Raw genomic sequence first — 18216 nt, 5'->3', positions numbered from 1 at the left:
AGTGTTTGTGGCCTCTCAGAGCTGACGGCACACGATGTCCCGAAGCTAGGGTTCTTATATGAACTGGAAGGCAATGGCTCCTGCGGATGTCTGTGACATCATCGACTTCTGGATCGGCGAAGCTTGGCCGATGTCGAAGGGTGATGCGCAGCAGCGAGCCGTGCAGCGTTTCGGGTGGATCACCGAGGACGAGAATCAGGAGACGTATCTGGTGAATTCGGTGTCGAGCCTCAGTAACGCTGACGTGATGATGATCGAGTTGAAAGATCAGCTGATGGATTGTGGTCTGGACGTCACTGACACCATTCGGGATGTGACAGACAACTCGTTGGCGTTTCTCGGCGACGCGTTCACGCTCATCGTGCGAGAAGGAAAGTCACGCTGGGGCGTGCCGCAACTTCAAGACGACGGCGAAGTGGCAACTGCGCGGTGGGAAGTCACGCAGACGGCACGCGTCACCGTCACGCGCGCCCTGAGAGGTGTGTCTGTAACGTACGACACTCCGCAGGGCGCAGCCCTTGCACGCAAGATGGAGAGGTACGAATGACTGACTGGATCGGGTTCGAGCACGGCCTCGCTTCGGCACTCCGCAGCGTCACTGAACGCGTCTTTCTGATCATCGCATCGGGAGCTGATCCCCGCCGCTATGTGCAGTTCGCCGGTGGACAGCAGCGGTTGGACGCTGAAGCACCGGGAACGGAGGTCGTCGCAATCGCCAACGAGGCGACGCTGTCGGCGGCGGGCTGGACTGCAGCAAGCTTTGACGTACCGAACTGGACGTCCTCGCTGGAGCTTCCCGCTCTCACGGCCGAATACCAACTACTCGCCGGTCGCTGCGTGACGGCCCTTCGAGACGCCTACGGCATTCCGAGCCCTGACTACCTGAGGTACCGCGCATGGCGGGAACCAGAGCAGATGCCCGCGGGTGTGACTTGGTCACCTGAGCGAATTGCGAGGCTCGACCGCGGGGAATCCTCGCTTAAGCTCCCGAGACTCGGCCTTGCCACCAACTAACACGTGGTTGAGCGCATTGCGACTCGCGGCCACCTTCGGTGTGGCGGTCGAGCAAATCTTCACGCCCGACCCCGCAGACCTTGCACTGGTGAGGGTGGACGAGAGCTCGTTTCACGTGGAACGTCGCTGACTCGAGCTTGCGATCTCAGACGCGATGCGCGAGTGAGAGCATGGCAATGCGAGTGAGAACTGCCGAAGGTAGGGAAACCCCGAATCGAGGTCTCGGGTTGCCTCGCTGCCGCTCAGCGCGCGCAGCGCCTAGCTTAGAAGCATGACCACACCTCTTGACACCTCAGCGGTAACGACGCCCTTCGCGCCGTTGCAAGCGACATCGGCCGCCGCACCGGCAACTGATGCGCAGCAGACTGTGCCGCTCCCCGAACAGACACCTCCGGCACCGGTGCCCTCTGCGGCCCCCGAGGCAAAGCCGGCGGTTCGCGCCCCGTACCGCATCGCGCTGACCCTGCTGCACCTAGCGGCCCTCGGGTTCGTCGGCTTCACGCTCACCGTGCTGCTTCTCACCATCTTGGGCACGGGCATCGGCATGCTCATTATCGGCGTCGGCATCGTTCTCCTCGTCGCCGTTGTGTACGCGCTTTTCGGTATCGCCTGGTTTGAGAACTACCGCGTTGGCGGCCTCTACAACCTGCAGGTCACCGAGCCGCGCTGGCAGCCGCGGCGCACGCCGGGCTTCGGGGGCTGGTTCGGCTCAGTGCTGCGGCAGTCGGTCGACGGGTCTATGTGGCGCTCGGTCGCCAGTTTCGCGATCGCGAGCGCGATGGGAGCCGCCGTGCTGGGGCTCGCACAGGGCTTTGTGCACTCGTTCATCTCGATGTTCCGCACCTTCAACGTGTGGTGGCAGCCAGGCATCGTCGGCATGCTGCTGAGCGCAGCGTGCATCGTCGGACTGGCACTGCTGCACCGGGTGATCACCGTCGCCATCATCGGCTCTGGAGCCACCAACGCGGAACTCACCGAACACGCACGCGTCTCGGCACAGCAGCGGGAGGGCGCCGTGCGCGCCGCTGATGTCGAGCGAACGCGCATCGAACGTGACCTCCACGATGGCGTACAGCCGCGCCTGGTGTCGGTGGGGATGACGCTTGGTCTGGCACAGGAGAAGATCGATAGCGACCCGGAAGCGGCGAAGCTCCTCGTTGCGGAGGCGCACGCGTCAACAAAGGCCGCCATCACCGAGCTGCGGCAGCTGGCGCGAGGCATCTACGCCTCGGTGCTTGATGATCGCGGACTTGACGCGGCACTGTCGGCGCTGGCAGCTCGATCGCACATCCCTGTGCAGGTCGATGTTCGCCTGAGCGAGCGCTACAGCCGGGAGGCAGAGGCCGCGGTCTACTTCGCCATCGCTGAGTCACTCACGAACGCGGCAAAGCACTCGCGGGCGAGTGAAGCACGAGTCACCGTGCGCGTTCGCGACGCAGACACGACACTGCCGCCCCAGCTGTGGGCGCGCGTCGAAGACAACGGTATCGGTGGCGCGCGTGTCACGCCGGGAGGCGGGCTCGACGGCGTCATGAACCGGGTACTTGCGGCCGGCGGTACGACACGCCTCGACAGCCCGCAGGGCGGGCCGACCGCGTTGGAGGTGAGCGTACCGTGCGCATCCTGATCTGTGAGGACTCTGTCCTCTTGCGCGAGGGCCTGGTGCGGCTGCTTGAGCACGGTGGGCACACCGTTGTCGCGGCGCTGCCCGAGGCGAGCGAGCTCGCCGGGGCTGTGGCAACGACCGACCCCGAACTGTGCATCCTCGACGTGCGGCTGCCGCCCACGTTCACCGATGAGGGCATACTCGCCGCGCTCGAACTTCGCCGTACTCGGCCCGGCCTGCCCGTGCTCGTGCTGTCCCAGTACGTCGAGGAGCGATACGCGAGTGAGCTCATCGCGGCCCAGGGCGGCGCATTTGGCTACCTGCTGAAGGATCGCGTCGCAGACGTGGGGGAGTTCATCGAATCCGTTCAGCGCATTGCCGACGGCGCGACGGTGCTTGACCCGGAGGTCGTTGCGCAATTGCTGACGAGGCGCTCGCGAGATGACCGCATGCGCGCGCTCACCGAACGCGAGCGCACCGTGCTCGCAGCGCTCGCCGAGGGCCGCTCGAATCAGGCGATCGCCTCCCTCCTGTTCCTCTCGGAAGCGAGTGTCGAAAAGCACATCACTGCAATCTTCCAGAAGCTTGGCTTGGAGCCAGACGGCGGCGGCAATCGTCGCGTACTCGCGGCCATTGCGCACTTCGAAAGCGTGGGAGCGACCGCGCCAGGCGACGCGGACCACAATTACCCGAACACACAGACCGGAGCCTCAGCATGAACGCCCGAATGAACGCCCCAGGAAACCCCAACGAGCCGCAGCAGATGCCGCAGCCGACTCCGCAGCCCTCGAGTCGGGCAACAACCGCCAAGCGCACGATCGTCGCAGTGACTGCCGTCGTGGGGGGCGTTGCGCTCGTCGCCGTCGGTGCTTCAGCGACGTATGCGGCGCTATCACCGATGCGCGTGGATTCGCTTGAATCGATCGTGGACGGTGCGGCTAGCAGCGGCGGCGAACACTTCGACGACTTCGACACGTTCGACGACCAGTCTGATGTTGCAGCCGTGCCCGATGCCGACGGGCCGACCGGCGAGCAGTCGTACACGATGGCAATCGACGGCGTCTCGTCTCTCGACCTCGAAATCGGGGCCGCTGATTTCACACTCGCGTTCGGTGATGTCTCGGAGGCCGAACTCACGGTCGCGGGGCCAAGCGCGGATGCCTGGAAGCTCGCCGTCGATGAGGGTCAGCTCTCGGTGGAGACTCCCAATCGCGGCGTCAGCTGCCTGTTCAATTGTGCCGACGGAAATCACACGACCGCCACGCTGACGCTTCCGAAGTCGCTGAGCGAAACTGGCACCCTTGACGCTGACATCAGTCTTGAAGGTGGGGCGCTGCAGGCCACTGGATCCTTCCGTGAACTCGATCTCAGTGTCGATGCGGGGGAGGCGCGCATCGACGGCGAGGCGCAGAGCGCCGCCGTCGATGTCGAAGCGGGCAAGGCCGTAATCGATCTCGCTGGGGTACGCACAGCCGAGGTCGAGGTCGCAGCGGGTTCTGCGGAGGTGAACCTCACGGGCAAGGCGCCGGATCGCGTGGCCGTGAACGCCGCCACGGGTCGCGCAGTGATCGATCTTCCCCAGGCAGATTATCGAGTCGACATCGCTTCAGAGCTCGGCGAAGTGAAGAACCAGCTCTCAATTGACGAGTCGTCGAAGCACGCCGTGTCGGTACGCGCGGAAGCCGCCCAGGTCACGCTGAAGTAGCGAGCGACAGCCGATCTGACCCCGCCCTGCCCCTCCCCACGTACACTGGGGCTATGGAGCAGGGTGGGGTATCGGCGCGACACGGCGGTCCAGGGCCAGTGACCCCGGCCCCGAGCACTCGGCTCCCGGCGGGCCCGGCCGCTCCGGCTCCCGCGGGGCGCTACTCCTCTCGTTCGGGATCACTCGCCCCCGCCCCCGACAATGTGCTCGTTCCGCGCACGCCGAAGCCGCCGCCCGTAGAGCCGGGACCGCTCGCGTGGGCGCCAGACGTGCTCGGCGACGGGTTCGAGGCGGCCGAGCTTGATTTGGGCGCTGACGACGAAGGGCCGATGGTCGCGACGCTCGTGCGGTCGCTGCCTACAGCGCGGTCGTTCTTTGACCGAGTGCTCGGGCGCCATCGATTGCTTGAGAATGTTGACGTGCTCTACGTGCACGGCTGGTCCGATTATTTCTTCCAACGCACGATGGCGAAGTTCTGGACCGATCGCGGCGCGCGTTTCTACGCGCTCGACCTGCGCAAGTACGGCCGCAGTCTTCGGGACGGCCAGACACCCGGCTACATCGAGAATCTCGATGACTACGATCTTGAAATCGGCATGGCGCTCGACGCAATTGGGCACCCGGTGCCAGCTGACTCGGCACCAGGGGACAGCGATCGCAAGTTGCTCCTGTTCGGCCACTCCACCGGCGGCCTCGTGCTCAGCCTGTGGGCATCGACCCACCCGAACCGCGCGCACGGAATTGTGCTCAACAGCCCATGGCTCGAGTTTCAGTTGACCGGTGCGGGCCGTCAGCTGCTCGCCCCGCTGCTGCACCTTGGCGCCCGATTCAATCTGCATGATTCGGCCCCGCAATTCGATTCTGGCCTCTACACGCGCGCCCAGCGCGAAGTCGGGCCCCGCGACGAGCTCGATCTCGTCGATGAGCGGTGGCGGCCGGCGCAAAGCCACGCGGTGATCACGGGGTGGCTGCGTGCCATTCTCGACGGTCACGCGCGCGTGAGTCGTGGTCTGTCGATCACGGCGCCGATCGTGATGCTGCTCTCGGCGCGTTCGGCCATTCCGCTGCGCTGGGATCCCGCTCTGACGAGCGCAGACACCGTGCTCGAGGTGGACGAGATCGCGAAGGCGTCGTTGCGTCTCGGCGATACCCTCACTATTGATCGGCTCGAAGGGGCGCTACACGACGTCTTTCTGTCGCGCGTCGACGTTCGTGCTGAAGCGTACGATCGGCTTGACCGCTGGCTGACCGGGTGGGCCGCCGCGCAGGCGCGCTCGGCGGCTCACGGACCCTCGGCGCGCGCGGAGCTGAGAGCCACCCCGAACGACTAGGCTCTGATCATGGATCTTCGAGTGGCTGCCTACGCGGTGGTAGAGCGGCGCGGCAAGATCCTGCTCACACACTGGCGACGTGGTCATTTGCACGGCTGGACGCTGCCCGGGGGCGGTATCGAAAACGGCGAGGATCCCCGCGACACCGTCGTGCGAGAGGTCGCAGAGGAAACCGGCCTCGAAGCGCGCGTCGGTAAGTTGCTCGGCGTCGACTCGCGCGTGATGGTGCGGGAAGAAGTGCCCGCTGGCGACGATCCTGAACTGCACACGATTCGCATTGTCTATCGCGCGACCGTGAACGATGGGCCACTCCGCAACGAGGTCGACGGCTCCTCTGACGAAGCGCGCTGGGTGCCGCTGCGCGAGATCAAGTCGCTGCGCACACTGTCGCTTGTGCAGACTGGTCTGCGCATGGCCGGCATCAATCGGCGCCCGCCGACTAAGCCCGGTAAGGGTGCGAACCGGCAGAACCGCCCTGCCAAGCCGCGCAAGTAGCTGTAGACCGAGGCGTGCATAAACAAATGGCGCCCCGGCTCGAAAGCCAGGACGCCATTTACCGCAGTGACTGCAGTGCAGCAGCGAGTTTAGTTCTCGGGTGCGACCCAGAGCTCGTCATCGGTGCGGAAAGCCTGCCAGAGCGCATAACCCACGCCGACCGCGGCCGCGACGCCGAGACCGAGCGCAACGATGCCGCCCTTGCTCTTCTTCGGCTTCAGGTAGCCCGAACGCTCGCCGAACCCGCGAACCTGCTTCGCGGCCTTCGGGTTGTCGATCTCGTCGAGTGCCTGAATCGTGCGCGCCAGGGCGCTCGCGACGAACGGAGTCGTGGCGCGGCGTACGGCCTCGGCGGCGCGACGCGCTGAAGTCACGCCACGATCGATCGTCGGGCGCACGGCCTCAAGCGCTTCGTCGACCCGCGGTGCGAGGTGCTCATCGCTGAGGCGGCGGGCCTGGCCCCCGGCCTGACCGAGCACCTCCCCGGCGTGCCCCAGCACGACGCGCTGCTGGTCGAGCAGCTCCTGGGCGTTTTTCCGCAGCTTACGGAGTTCGCGGCGGCGCTTACGTGAGAGATTCATTCGTATCCTCCTTGCTCGACGAGGCAATCCTATGAGTGGTGTCACCCGTATCCCCAACGCTACACCGAACCGGCCCTCGCTCGTCAGTTGTCACCCCTGCAAGCCGCGCCTTGTCAGGGTTTCCCAGGGTCCAGGGGGGCTTGACAACACTGTGCTCTCACCCCTCGCGGCCTACACTGGTCGCATGACGATTCACTCTTCTGTAGCGACCATTCACACCAATCACGGCGACATCGTCGTCAACCTCTTCGGCGACCACGCCCCGAAGACGGTCAAGAACTTTGTCGACCTGTCTGAGAAGGGCTTCTACGACGGCGTCATCTTCCACCGAATCATCCCGAACTTCATGATTCAGGGCGGCGACCCGACCGGCACCGGCACCGGCGGCCCCGGCTACAACTTCGACGATGAGATCCACCCCGAGCTTGGCTTCACCGAGCCTTACCAGCTCGCTATGGCGAACGCCGGCAAGCGCCCCGACATGACCGGGCGCCTCGCAGGTACCAACGGTTCGCAGTTCTTCATCACGACGATCGCCCCCGATTGGCTGAACGGCAAGCACACCATCTTCGGTGTGGTCGCTGATGACGCATCGAAGGCCGTCGTCGACGCAATTTCGGCAGTGCCCACCGGTGCTCAGGATCGCCCCGTCGAAGACGTTGTGATCTCCGGCGTCGACGTCGTCGCAGCCTAAGGACGATCTCAGGTGACCAACGAGTCGGGGCCGGCCTTCGGCGAACGCGTCGAACCCGGCCCTGACGACGTCTGTTACCGCCACCCGCGCGTGCACAGCTTCGCGCTGTGCCAGCGCTGCGGGCGGACGATCTGCGCTGATTGCCAGGTCGTCTCGCCCGTCGGGGTGCTCTGCCCCGAGTGCATGAAGGAGATGCAGGCGCCCGTAACGAAGCGCGCTGCGCGTTCGACCCGGGTTGCAGGTCGCCGCATTGCCGCTCTCGACACCCCGGTGACCTACGCCATTATGGCGATTTGCGTCGTGATCTTCATTGCGCAGTGGCTGAGTGCCAATCTGGGTGGGAACGAGGTGACCGCGGCGCTCTGGTACGCGCCGCTGTACTCGATGCCAGGCGCGTTCGAGCCGTGGCGCATGTTCACGGTGATGTTCACGCACTCGCCGGGGTTCATCTTCCACATTCTGTTCAACATGTACGCGCTGTGGCTGTTCGGCCGCAATCTCGAACAGGCGATCGGTCGCTGGGCATTTGCGACGCTGTATGCCTTCGCAGGGATTGGCGGATCGCTCGGCGTGATGATGTGGGCCTACGTTGATCCGCAGACTCTCGTGTCTCCCACGGTGGGCGCGTCAGGTGCAATCTTCGGAATCCTCGCGGCGACGCTCGTCGCGATGAAGGCGGCGCGCACCAATATCACGTCGCTTGCCGTGCTGATAGCGATCAACCTTGCGTTTGGTTTCATCCCGGGGGCTGCGATTTCGTGGCAGGCCCACGTCGGTGGGATGATCGTCGGCGCCGTGACAATGTGGCTGATCCTCGCTACTCGCGGCCCGCGACGACGCCAATTGCGAGTCTGGAGTCTCATCGGCCTCGGAGCTGTGCTGGTACTGCTGTGTGGTGCGTACTTCGCTGTGACCCCCGCGGTGAACTTTGTAGGCTGACCTCCGCGTCAGCGGCGCACCGACTCAGGTTCCGCGCCCGGAACTGACTGAGGCCCCCGGCAATTGCCGGGGGCCTCAGTCAGTTATCCACAGGTTCATCCCCAGTTGGGGAGAATTACACCGGTGTGATTTGGCTCAGATACGCGTTACTTCCACCACGGAGTCATCAGGAATCCGATGAGTACGAGGCCAAAGCCGATGAAGATGTTGGCCTGGCCGAACGCGGGAACGGGCAGCTGCAGACCGGCGCTCGTGATGTAGTAGAGCACGATCCAGATCAGCCCGAGCAGCATGAAGCCGAACATCACCGGCTTGAACCACACCGGGTTCGGGGCGTCCTTACGTGCAGCCGCGAGGTCCGCACGATTCTGTGCGACCTCGGCGGACTTGCGCTTACTTACGTCTTTTCCAGCTGCTGCCATGCGTGACAGTCTAGCCGGAACCAGGCTGGAACTCAGGTGGAACCGGGCTCGCGCCCAGTGACCGCGTTCTACAATGTGGGAGTGAGTGAGACAGTCGAGAGAGGCCGCCGGCGCCGTCGCGCCCGGTTGAGCCCATTGACGGTGATGGGCGAGCTGCTGTTAATCGGTGGCCTCGCGGTCATGGGCTACATCGTGTGGCAGCCCTGGCACACCGGCGTCGGCGTCACAGCAAAGCAGACCGAGCTCTCGACGAAAGACTCTGCCCGGTGGGACAGCGAGGCCTCGACCGAGCCGTTTGACGGTGTGGTTCCCGTTCCGGAGGCACCGCCCGCTGGTGAGGTCTTTGCCGTGTTGCACGTGCCGTCGTTCGGAACGACATACGCGAACCGCGTCGCCGAAACGACCGACTGGGACACGGTGCTCAACCTCGACGACAAAGGCATCGGTCACTACGAGACGACACAAATGCCGGGTGAGCCAGGCAACTTCGCGCTGGCGGGGCACCGCTCGGGCCCGCTCATCAACGCGTTCCGCGAGGTGATGAACTTGCGTGTTGGCGATCCACTATTCGTGGAGACCGCCGACGGCTGGTACACCTACCGCTTCCGGTCGATCGAGTACGTCACGCCCGACGAGGTCGACGTGCTGAACCCGTTCCCGCGCCTCGAGGGCACACCGGGAGAAGACCAGATTCTTACTCTCACGACGTGCCACCCGAAACTTGCCGGCAGCGCGGAGCGCGCAATCGCTTACTCTGTCTATGAGGGCTTCCAGCCGCGCAGCGCGGGTGCACCCGAAGAGCTGCGCAAGCTCAACCCGACGCTGGAGGGCACGCAAGCGCTGAGAGGGGACCAGGAATAGTGTTTTCCATACTGTGGCGGTTCTTCCCCGGCCCCGCTTGGCTTCGGGTCATTGTCTTGCTGCTCGTCGCGGCCGTGATCGTGTACGCGCTGATCGCGTACGTTTACCCCTGGGTCGCCACGCAGATGCCTGGCGAGGAAGTGACGGTCGGCACATGAGCAGAGTCTTGGTTATCGACAACTACGACAGCTTTGTCTACACGCTCAACGGCTACCTCCAGCAGCTAGGCGCTGAGACGCGCGTGATTCGCAATGACGACGTGAGCGTCGGTGAACTCGAAGCGCTCGTCGCAGAGTTCGACGGCGTGCTGATCTCGCCGGGCCCCGGCACGCCCACTGACGCCGGTGTCTCCATCGCGATGGTGGAGCTCGCGTTGCGCACTGGCGTGCCCCTGCTCGGCGTCTGCCTGGGGCACCAGGCCATTGCGGAGGCGCTCGGCGCGACGGTGACGCACGCCGAAGAGCTCATGCACGGCAAGGTGTCACGCGTGCACCACACCGACGACGCGTTCTTCGCTGGAGTGGCGGCCGAATTCGATGCAACGCGGTATCACTCGCTCGCCGTTGTGCGAGACACGGTTCCCGAGAGCCTGGTGATCACGGCAGAGACGGCAACCGGTATCGTGATGGCCGTACGCCACCAGCAGCTGCCGATCTACGGAGTGCAGTACCACCCCGAGTCGGTGCTGACCGAGGGCGGCTACCAGCAGCTCGGCAATTGGCTGACCGTGGTCGGAGTACCGAACGCTGCAGAGGTCGCTCGCACGCTATCCCCGCTGCTCACTGAGTGAGTGGGGATAGCGGGGCGAGCGGGGCTCAGCCTGTGCGAAGTTCCACTGACCGAGCGGGGCTCAGCCAGGGGTACTTCAGCCCGCGCAGTACTTCAGCTCGAGGTCGGAACGCTGCGCCTGCACGCCAACGGTTGACTGCTCGATGATCGGGTAGCCCTCGACCGTCGGACACGTGGGTTCCGGCGTGTACTTCACATTGAGTCCGAGACTGTCTACCATCGACTTCGCGACCTGCATGGGCTGCGTAACGACGTCGGGAATAGCTACATTGCCGCTCGAGATCGTGATGTCGATACCCGAGCCCGATTGCACATCAGTGCCGGGGGCGGGAGTGACACTGAGCACGCGACCGGCCGACTCCGTTGGGTTTTCTTCTTTTGACACGACGCTGACGCTGAGCCCGAGATCCGCAAGCTTTTGCTTGTACTCGTCCTCAGTCATGCGGCCGATCGCGGGGACCTTCGCGGTCTCGGGGCCGGTCGAAATGTAGATCGTGATGGTGTCACCGGCGGTGAGCACTGATCCGGCCTCTGGATCGGTCGAAATGATGTGGTCTGCCGCGACTGTGTCGCTCGTCTTTTCGACGCTGACGGGGGTGAGCTCGAGGCCACGCAATAGATCGAGCGCTTCGCCGCGTTCCATATCGACGAGTTCCGGCACCTTCTTCGAGGAGTCCGGCTGAAACTCTTGCGGGGCAAGCGTGACCAGCCAAAACACGACGGCGACGATCACCGCGCCGATGGTGAGGATCGCGGCCCACGTCCACATCACGGGCGGGCGGCTCTGTGTGCGAGCGGCTCCGCCGCCCTCCGACAGTTGACGCAGTGCGAGGTCAGACTCAGAGACCTCTTCGCCACCGGAGAAGAGCACCGTGTCTTGCTGCTGCACGGCAAGCTTGGGCATGCGACCGTTCGCCGCTTCACGGAGCGCCTCACGGAACTCCGATGCGGACTGGAACCGCTTCGCGCGATCTTTCGCCAAGCCGTAGAGTACGACTCGGTCGAGCTCGGGGGTGACCTCTGGCTCGCGCTCGCTCGGCGGCTTCGGCCGCTCACTCACGTGCTGATACGCGACCGCCACGGCGGTATCGCCGCGGAACGGCACGTCTCCGGTGAGCAGCTCGTACAGCATGACTGCCGTCGAGTACAGGTCAGTGCGTGCGTCGATCGACTCGCCCTTGGCCTGCTCGGGAGAGAAGTAGGCCGCGGTGCCAAGAATCGCCGTCGTCTCTTGGAGCGTCGACGAGGTGTCTGAGACAGCGCGAGCGATACCGAAGTCCATCACCTTTACCTGACCACTCTTGGTGATCATGATGTTGGCTGGCTTGATGTCGCGATGCACGATGCCGGCGCGATGGGAGTACTCGAGCGCGGTCAGTACCGAGTCGACGACGCGGCACGCCTCCGACTGTGAGAGCCGACCCTTTGCTTCGAGCTGTCGGAGATTCGTGCCTTCGACGTACTCCATGACGATGAACGGCAGTCGCTTCGGGCCATCAGCGGTCTGAATGAGGTCGTCGCCCGCATCAAAGACGCGCACGACGGTCGGGTGAGCCATGCGAGAAGCTGATTGGGCCTCTTGGCGGAACCGCGAGCGGAACTGTGCGTCTCCCGCCAGATCGGCCTTCATCACCTTGATGGCGACCTGGCGACCAAGCTTCGTATCGGTACCTCGGTACACCGTCGCCATGCCGCCCTGGCCGACAAACTCCCCGATTGCGTACCGGCCGGCGAGAATTCGCTGTTCGCCGACACCGGTCGTTTCGGGCATGTTCACCTCTTCCGTGGTCATGGATTACCTTTCAAGTTTATCGCGACGCGAACAGCGATTTCGCCGTGAGCCCGATCAGTTACCCGTCTGTGCCGCCATTGTTCGACGAGTTCGGGTTCCCGTTCGAAGAATTCGATCCGTTCGAGTTGCTTGTCGCAGGCGCGTCGGGGGCTTCGACGGTGATCGCCAGGTCAGCTGACGCGGGCGACATGCGCTCGGCGCCATTGCCCTGGCAGGTGACCGTGTAGTTCACCGTGATCGAACCATCATCGGCACCGTCTTCGAGCTCATTCGCGACAAGGTTAGCCGTGGTGCCCGAGATGCTCGCGAGCGATCCGTCGCCGGCGACCGTCACGTTGTAGTTCGCCACCTGCATGCCGGTGGGGCACACGTACGTCGGCAGTGCGACGGTGAAAGCGGCGCCCGACTTCACCGAACTCGCTCCGGTGGGTGCGCCCGGCTGCGGCGCATCCCCGTAAGCGACGTTGTAGGTCAGCGTGATGGGCTCATCGAACGGCACGCTGCCTCCCGTCGGGTTCACCGATGTCACGAGATTGACCTGATCGTCGGGGGCCTGGTTGCCGGCCTCGGTCGTCACGTTCGTGAAGCCGAGACCATTCAGGTACGCCACGGCCTCATCAACGTTTTTTCCCACTACGTCGTCGCCGTTGACCGCGCCGGTGGTCGGCTCGGGTGGCGTCGTCGTGGTGGGTTTTGTCGTCTTGCTGGTGGTCGTCTTCGAGGTGGTCGGGGTGTCGTTCCCTGAATTGTTCGCGTTCAACAGCGCGATCGCAGTGCCGCCACCAATGAGCAGGAGCAAGATGAGCAGCGTAATGAGCGGCCAGGTCCACCGGCTTCGCTTCTTCTTCTGCTCTTCCTCGACGACCTCTTCCTCGCCGACCTCGGGGATAGTTGCCGTTCCCGGCATCGCCGTGGTGCGGGGCAGCGCGGTCGTCGCGGCGTCAGCCACTACGGTCTGAGGCAGCGCGGTGGTCGCTGGCTGGCTGTCGCCGAGTACCTGCGGAACGTAGCTGGCCGCGAGCTGCACGTCGCCCCGGTGCAACGCCGTCGCCGCCTGCGCGAGCTTCGCGGCGGTCAGCGGCCGGTCGGCCGCGTCCTTCGCGAGGCACGAGTAGACGAGATTGCGCACGGGCTCGGGGATGTCGCTCGGCAGATCCGGCGGGGTGTCGTTGATCTGAGCCATTGCGATCGCGACCTGCGATTCACCGGTGAAGGGACGCTTACCGGCCAGGCACTCGTAGGCGACGACGCCGAGCGAGTAAATATCGGTTGCCGCGGTTGCCGTGTGCCCACTGGCCTGCTCGGGCGCGAGGTACTGCACCGTGCCCATGACCTGTCCGGTCGCCGTGAGGGGCACCTGGTCGGCGATGCGCGCGATCCCGAAATCGGTGATCTTGACGCGTCCCTCGGGAGTGATCAGCAGGTTGCCCGGCTTAATATCGCGGTGCACGAGGCCCGCGTCGTGCGCGGCCTGCAGCGAGGTCGCGGTCTGAGCGACGATGCCCAGCACGCGGTTCGCCGGCAGACGGCCTTCGCGGTCGATGATCGCCGAGAGGGGCTCGCCGGGAACGAGTTCCATCACGATGTACGCGGAGCCCTGCTCCTCGCCGTAATCGAACACGTTCGCGATGCCCTCGTGGTTCACGAGTGCGGCGTGCCGGGCCTCGGCGCGGAAGCGCTCGAGGAAGCCCGGGTCGCCCATGTACTCGTCTTTGAGGATCTTGATGGCGACGGTGCGACCGATAATGCTGTCGGTCGCCTTCCACACTTCGCCCATGCCACCTACGGCGATCCTCGAGCTGAGCTCGTAGCGTCCGCCGAATGTGATCCCTGCCGCTGGCCTCATTCGCTCAACACCGCTTCCATTACTCGTTTTCCAACAGCTGTGGGGAGATCAAACGAACCCCCCTCGTTTCCGAAGTTCGCGCCGCCGCCATCGGCGATCACTACGGCAACCGCGACCTGTGGATCGTCAACCGGTGCGAAACCAGTGAACCACAGCGTAAAGGGAAGGTCATTCCCGTCCGCGTCCGTACCGTTCTCGGCGGTTCCCGTCTTGCCCGCGACACGGACGCCATCGATGGCGGCCTTCTGTGCGAGTCCCTCGGGAGTATTCACGCCGTGCTCCATCATGCCCGCAATCGCACTCGCCGTTTTCTTCGAAATCGGCTTGCTGAATTGCTCGGGCGCGTACTCCTTCTCGACCTTCAGATCGGGAGTGATGACCTTCTCCACGAGCGACGGCTTCATGACAACGCCTTCGTTCGCAATGCCCGCCGAGACCATCGCGATCTGCAGCGGCGTGGCGCGCACGTCCTGCTGACCGATCGAGGAGAGCGCGACCTGCGCTCCGCCCTCGGGGAGCGGCGACACGCTCGGGGTGACGGGTGTCGGAATCGACATTTCCTGCCCGAAGCCAAACTTCGCCGCCATGTCGGGCACGGCGTTGTCGTCGAGCTTCGTCGTCATCTCCGCGATCGGAATGTTGCACGACATCACGATGGCCTGCTCGAGCGTTGCCTTCGCGCCCGTGCCGCAGGTGCTGCGCGAGGCGTTCTGCAACACCGACTGTGACTGCGGCAGTGTCCACTGAGCCGGGTTATCGAACTCGGTCGACGGCGTCGCCTTACCCGCCTCGATCGCGGCGGCGGCCGACACGAGCTTGTACACCGAGCCCGGGTGGTAGAGGTCGCCGGCGATTGCTCGGTTCTGCAGCGGCTGCGACGGATCGTCGTTCAGTTGCCGGTAGTTGGTGATGATGTCGGCGTCGACGTTGCTCGACAGCACGTTCGGGTCGTAGCCAGGAGTCGACGTCAGCGCGAGCACGCGGCCGGTCTTCGGGTCGATCGCAACGACAGCACCCTCGAAACCGCTCTCGGTCATCGCGGTGTAGGCGGCCTCCTGCGCGGCCGGGTTGATCGTCGTCTCGATTGAGCTGCCCTGCGGCTCGACGCCGTTCAGCGTGTTCATGATGCGTGTGAAGAACTGCGCGTTGCCGCTGCCCGAGAGGTCCTGGTTCATTGCTGCCTCGAGGCCGGTCATGCCCTGGGTGCGCGAGAAGTAGCCCGTGAGCGGCGCGTACATCGGTCCGCTCGAGTATTGGCGCACGTAGCGGAACTCATCGTCCGTGGGCGTGGAAAACGCGACCGGGTCGCCATCGACGAGGATCGATCCTCGCTCGACCTTGTAACTGTTCTTGAGTGCGCGCGAGTTCATGGAGTTCGCGCGTAGATCGTCGGCCTGCACGAACTGAATCATGGTGACCGAGAAGAACAGCACGATGAACATGCCGAAGACGGCACGCGTGATGAATTTGAGTGGCTTGTTCATGCGCGAATCACCAGTTTCGGTCGGTTGCGCACGGAGTTCGAGAGCAGAATTAGCAGCGCGATGATGATCCAGTTGGAGACGAGCGACGACCCACCGGCCGCGAGGAATGGCGCGGTGAGCCCGGTGAGCGGGATCACCCGGGTGACGCCGCCGACGACGATGAAGACCTGGAACGCGATGGTGAATGCGAGACCCGCCGCGAGCAGCTTGCCGAAGTCATCGTGCCCGGCAAACCCGATGCGCAGGCCGCGGCCGACGAGCAATAGGTAGGCGGCGAGGATCACGAACAGCCCGATCAGGCCCAGCTCTTCGCCGATGCTCGGGATGATGTAATCGCTGAACGACAGCGGGGTCACGGCCGGGTACCCCTGGCCGAGGCCGGTGCCCGTCATGCCGCCGTTGGCCATGCCGAACAAGCCCTGCACCATCTGGTAGCTCGCGCCGTTGGGGTCTGCGAACGGGTCGAGCCAGTTTGCGAAGCGGTTGCCGACGTAGCTGAGCGTCTGGCTGGCGAGCAAGCCGCCGGCGAGGAACAGGCCGAGCCCGAGAATGATCCAGCCGATCCTGCCAGTCGCCAGATACAGCATCGACAGGAACAGGCCGAAGTAGAGCAGCGAGGTGCCCAGGTCGCGCTGGAACACCAGCACCGACATGGCCGCGAGCCAGAACACGATCAACGGACCGAGGTCGCGGGCGCGGGGAAAGCGGATGCCAAGAATCTTCTTGCCCGCCATGGCGAGCGAATCGCGGCTACGCACGAGGTAGCCAGCGAAGAAGATCGCGAGCAGGATCTTCGCGATCTCACCGGGCTGGAAGGAGAAACCGCCGATGTGAATCCAGACGCGCGCGCCATTGATCGTCTGCCCGATGCCCGGGAGCATCGGCAGTAGCAGCAGCACGACCGCGGCGAGGCCCGTGAGATAGGTGTAGCGGAAGAGCACCATGTGGTTTCGGATCACCCAGAGCACGATGATCGCCGCGACGACCGCGATGGTCGACCACAGCAGCTGCCGCACCGGGTCTGCGCCCTTCTCGTCGAACGAGATGCGGTAGATCATGGCGACGCCCACCACGTTCAGCATTGCCGCGATCGGCATGATGAGGGGGTCGGCGTCGGGGGCGATGCGACGGATCGTGAGGTGCAACCCGAGTAGTGCAACCACGAACGCGATGCCCATGGGCAGCATCGTGGTCGACGGCTTGCCGCCGATCGTGAGGTCGATGATGACGATGGCGGCTACGCCGATTGCCACCGCGAACGCGAGCAGCGCCAGTTCGAGTGCCTGCAACTTACGGGGAGCGCGCAGCGCAGTGATGCGCTGCAGCACGGTTTCGCTTGTGCGGGTCTTCTCGAAGGTGCGGGGCTCCTTCGCTGCCGGGGAATCAGTCATCAGAGTCCCCCAATCGCAGCACGATGTCGCGCGCCTCTTCGAGCGAGCCAGCACTCAGCGTGCGCTTCACCTGTCGCTGCTCGAGGCCGTCAAGATCGGAGAGCGGGATCTCGGTGTCTTCCGCGACCGAGGAGAGCGAGAACGCGCCAATGTCTTGCTGCACGCCCTGGTAGATGACGACGGTTTCGCCGTCGGTGCCAACGAAGTAGCGGGTCTGCGTCCACTGGTAGCCGACGAGCAGCGCGCCGCCGATGGCGACGAGCACCGCGATCGCACCGAACGCCCACAGCAAACGACGGCGACGGTTGCGGCGCCGTGTTTCGGCCATGAGTTCGGCCAGATACTCGTCGACGCGCGATTCGAAGTGGCTCTCCTCGACAACCGGTGCCTTGCGCACGGGCCGCTTGCGGCTGAGCAGACGATTGCGAGCGGTCGAGGTGGTGCCATCGATCGCGTCATCGGTCGTCGCGGCAGAGCCGGCAAACCGGGCACCTTCGCGCTTGAGTTCGCGGGTGTCGCCGGGGTTCACGGCGGGCGCAGCCTCGGTCTCGACGAGCACGACCGTGACGTTGTCAGGTGCGCCGTGCGCGAGGCTCTTGTCGATGAGGGCGTCGACGCCACCCTGGAGCGACGTGCGGCGGCGCAGAATCTTCTCGATGTCGACGTCGTCGACGTAGCCGCAGAGGCCGTCAGAGCACAGCAGCCACACATCGCCGGGCAGCGTGTCAACGACCATGGTGTCAACTTGCGGCGACGAGTCGACATCGCCGAGCACACGCATCAACACCGAACGACGAGGATGAATCTTCGCCTCTTCCTCGGTGATCTTGCCGCTGTCGACGAGGCGCTGCACGAAGGTGTGGTCTTTGGTGATCTGCTTCAGCGCGTTGTCGCGCAGCAGATACAGGCGGGAATCGCCGATGTGGCCAATGGCCAGCTGATCCTCCACCGGGATGATGCCCGTGAAGGTGGTGCCCATGCCAGCGAGCTCGGGCCTGTCGCGCACGGTGGCGCGCAGTTTCGTATTTGCGTCGAGGATCGCCGTGCGCAAGACATTGGTCGTTGCCTCGGGGCTGCCCGTGGGCGGCACGTCGAGGGACGCGAGTGCCTTCGTCGCAATCGCGGATGCGACGTCGCCGCCCGCGTGGCCACCCATGCCGTCGGCAACGAGGTAGATGTGGTCGCCCGCGAACGCGGAATCCTGGTTGTTCGACCGCACCATGCCGACGTGGGAGCCGATGGCGCTTGAATACGTGACCGTCACGC

Annotated in this window: 19 protein-coding genes; 12 read left to right on the top strand and 7 right to left on the bottom strand. The window is 64.6% G+C overall.

The features are described from left to right. Nucleotides 1-58 precede the first annotated feature (58 nt). From ACFWHR_RS00980 to ACFWHR_RS00950, 7 genes are all read left to right on the top strand, one after another. Nucleotides 59-547 carry a DUF6301 family protein gene (locus tag ACFWHR_RS00980; RefSeq protein ID WP_382446403.1) on the top strand — a complete coding sequence of 163 codons (489 nt, stop codon included), beginning with the start codon at nucleotides 59-61 and terminating at the stop codon, nucleotides 545-547. Continuing rightward, nucleotides 544-1014: a hypothetical protein gene (locus ACFWHR_RS00975; protein WP_382446402.1), complete on the top strand. Its 471-nt coding sequence runs from the start codon at nucleotides 544-546 to the stop codon at nucleotides 1012-1014. The genes ACFWHR_RS00980 and ACFWHR_RS00975 overlap by 4 nt, the downstream gene beginning before the upstream one ends. A 271-nt stretch (nucleotides 1015-1285) precedes the next feature. Continuing rightward, a complete protein-coding gene (locus ACFWHR_RS00970; protein WP_382446401.1) occupies nucleotides 1286-2641 on the top strand; it encodes a sensor histidine kinase in 1356 nt (451 codons plus the stop codon). Next, complete coding sequence (locus tag ACFWHR_RS00965) at nucleotides 2629-3339, top strand: response regulator (RefSeq protein ID WP_382446400.1); 711 nt, start codon at nucleotides 2629-2631, stop codon at nucleotides 3337-3339. Before ACFWHR_RS00970 ends, ACFWHR_RS00965 begins: the two co-directional genes overlap by 13 nt. Before the next feature lie 8 nt (nucleotides 3340-3347). Continuing rightward, on the top strand, nucleotides 3348-4325 hold the full coding sequence (locus ACFWHR_RS00960; RefSeq protein ID WP_382446399.1) for a hypothetical protein: 978 nt from the start codon (nucleotides 3348-3350) through the stop codon (nucleotides 4323-4325). 53 nt (nucleotides 4326-4378) lie between these two features. After that, a complete protein-coding gene (locus tag ACFWHR_RS00955) occupies nucleotides 4379-5656 on the top strand; it encodes an alpha/beta hydrolase (RefSeq protein ID WP_382446398.1) in 1278 nt (425 codons plus the stop codon). A gap of 9 nt (nucleotides 5657-5665) precedes the next feature. Continuing rightward, complete coding sequence (locus ACFWHR_RS00950) at nucleotides 5666-6151, top strand: NUDIX hydrolase (RefSeq protein ID WP_382446397.1); 486 nt, start codon at nucleotides 5666-5668, stop codon at nucleotides 6149-6151. Between the two features lie 89 nt (nucleotides 6152-6240). Here the strand turns inward: ACFWHR_RS00950 and ACFWHR_RS00945 are convergent, their stop codons facing one another. Further along, nucleotides 6241-6732, bottom strand: a complete 492-nt coding sequence (locus ACFWHR_RS00945; protein ID WP_382446396.1) for a DNA/RNA helicase — start codon at nucleotides 6730-6732, stop codon at nucleotides 6241-6243. A 184-nt stretch (nucleotides 6733-6916) separates the two neighbouring features. On the opposite strand from ACFWHR_RS00945, the gene ACFWHR_RS00940 reads away from it, so the two are divergent. Continuing rightward, complete coding sequence (locus ACFWHR_RS00940; protein ID WP_382446395.1) at nucleotides 6917-7426, top strand: peptidylprolyl isomerase; 510 nt, start codon at nucleotides 6917-6919, stop codon at nucleotides 7424-7426. A 12-nt stretch (nucleotides 7427-7438) separates the two neighbouring features. Then, nucleotides 7439-8365 (top strand): rhomboid family intramembrane serine protease, encoded by a 927-nt coding sequence (locus ACFWHR_RS00935; protein ID WP_382446394.1) that lies wholly within the window; start codon nucleotides 7439-7441, stop codon nucleotides 8363-8365. 146 nt (nucleotides 8366-8511) lie between these two features. Here ACFWHR_RS00935 and ACFWHR_RS00930 read toward each other — a convergent pair whose 3' ends face one another. Next, nucleotides 8512-8787 carry a cell division protein CrgA gene (locus tag ACFWHR_RS00930; RefSeq protein WP_382446393.1) on the bottom strand — a complete coding sequence of 92 codons (276 nt, stop codon included), beginning with the start codon at nucleotides 8785-8787 and terminating at the stop codon, nucleotides 8512-8514. A gap of 81 nt (nucleotides 8788-8868) precedes the next feature. On the opposite strand from ACFWHR_RS00930, the gene ACFWHR_RS00925 reads away from it, so the two are divergent. From ACFWHR_RS00925 to ACFWHR_RS00915, 3 genes are read left to right on the top strand one after another with little or no spacing between them, the layout of a single operon-like run. Beyond that, entirely contained in the window at nucleotides 8869-9648 is a 780-nt protein-coding gene (locus tag ACFWHR_RS00925) for a class E sortase (RefSeq protein WP_382446392.1), read from the top strand. After that, complete coding sequence (locus ACFWHR_RS00920; RefSeq protein WP_382446391.1) at nucleotides 9648-9806, top strand: hypothetical protein; 159 nt, start codon at nucleotides 9648-9650, stop codon at nucleotides 9804-9806. The genes ACFWHR_RS00925 and ACFWHR_RS00920 overlap by 1 nt, the downstream gene beginning before the upstream one ends. After that, entirely contained in the window at nucleotides 9803-10438 is a 636-nt protein-coding gene (locus tag ACFWHR_RS00915; protein ID WP_382446390.1) for an anthranilate synthase component II, read from the top strand. Before ACFWHR_RS00920 ends, ACFWHR_RS00915 begins: the two co-directional genes overlap by 4 nt. Before the next feature lie 75 nt (nucleotides 10439-10513). Here the strand turns inward: ACFWHR_RS00915 and pknB are convergent, their stop codons facing one another. From pknB to ACFWHR_RS00890, 5 genes are read right to left on the bottom strand one after another with little or no spacing between them, the layout of a single operon-like run. Further along, nucleotides 10514-12229, bottom strand: coding sequence for a Stk1 family PASTA domain-containing Ser/Thr kinase (pknB, locus tag ACFWHR_RS00910; RefSeq protein ID WP_382446389.1), 1716 nt, complete (start codon nucleotides 12227-12229; stop codon nucleotides 10514-10516). A 58-nt stretch (nucleotides 12230-12287) separates the two neighbouring features. Further along, nucleotides 12288-14075, bottom strand: coding sequence for a protein kinase (locus ACFWHR_RS00905; protein ID WP_382446388.1), 1788 nt, complete (start codon nucleotides 14073-14075; stop codon nucleotides 12288-12290). Beyond that, the gene (locus ACFWHR_RS00900; protein WP_382446387.1) at nucleotides 14072-15559 is read right to left on the bottom strand and encodes a peptidoglycan D,D-transpeptidase FtsI family protein; all 1488 of its coding nucleotides are present in this window, start codon (nucleotides 15557-15559) and stop codon (nucleotides 14072-14074) included. The genes ACFWHR_RS00905 and ACFWHR_RS00900 overlap by 4 nt, the downstream gene beginning before the upstream one ends. Next, a complete protein-coding gene (locus ACFWHR_RS00895; protein ID WP_382446386.1) occupies nucleotides 15556-16950 on the bottom strand; it encodes an FtsW/RodA/SpoVE family cell cycle protein in 1395 nt (464 codons plus the stop codon). Before ACFWHR_RS00895 ends, ACFWHR_RS00900 begins: the two co-directional genes overlap by 4 nt. Continuing rightward, nucleotides 16943-18214 carry a PP2C family protein-serine/threonine phosphatase gene (locus tag ACFWHR_RS00890; RefSeq protein ID WP_382446385.1) on the bottom strand — a complete coding sequence of 424 codons (1272 nt, stop codon included), beginning with the start codon at nucleotides 18212-18214 and terminating at the stop codon, nucleotides 16943-16945. The genes ACFWHR_RS00895 and ACFWHR_RS00890 overlap by 8 nt, the downstream gene beginning before the upstream one ends. Nucleotides 18215-18216 lie beyond the last annotated feature (2 nt).

Origin of the sequence: Leucobacter sp. NPDC058333 (assembly GCF_042726155.1) — a bacterium.
GTDB lineage: Bacteria > Actinomycetota > Actinomycetes > Actinomycetales > Microbacteriaceae > Leucobacter.
The sequence above is the reverse complement of the archived record's forward strand: the minus strand, read 5'-3'. Positions and strand labels throughout refer to the sequence as shown.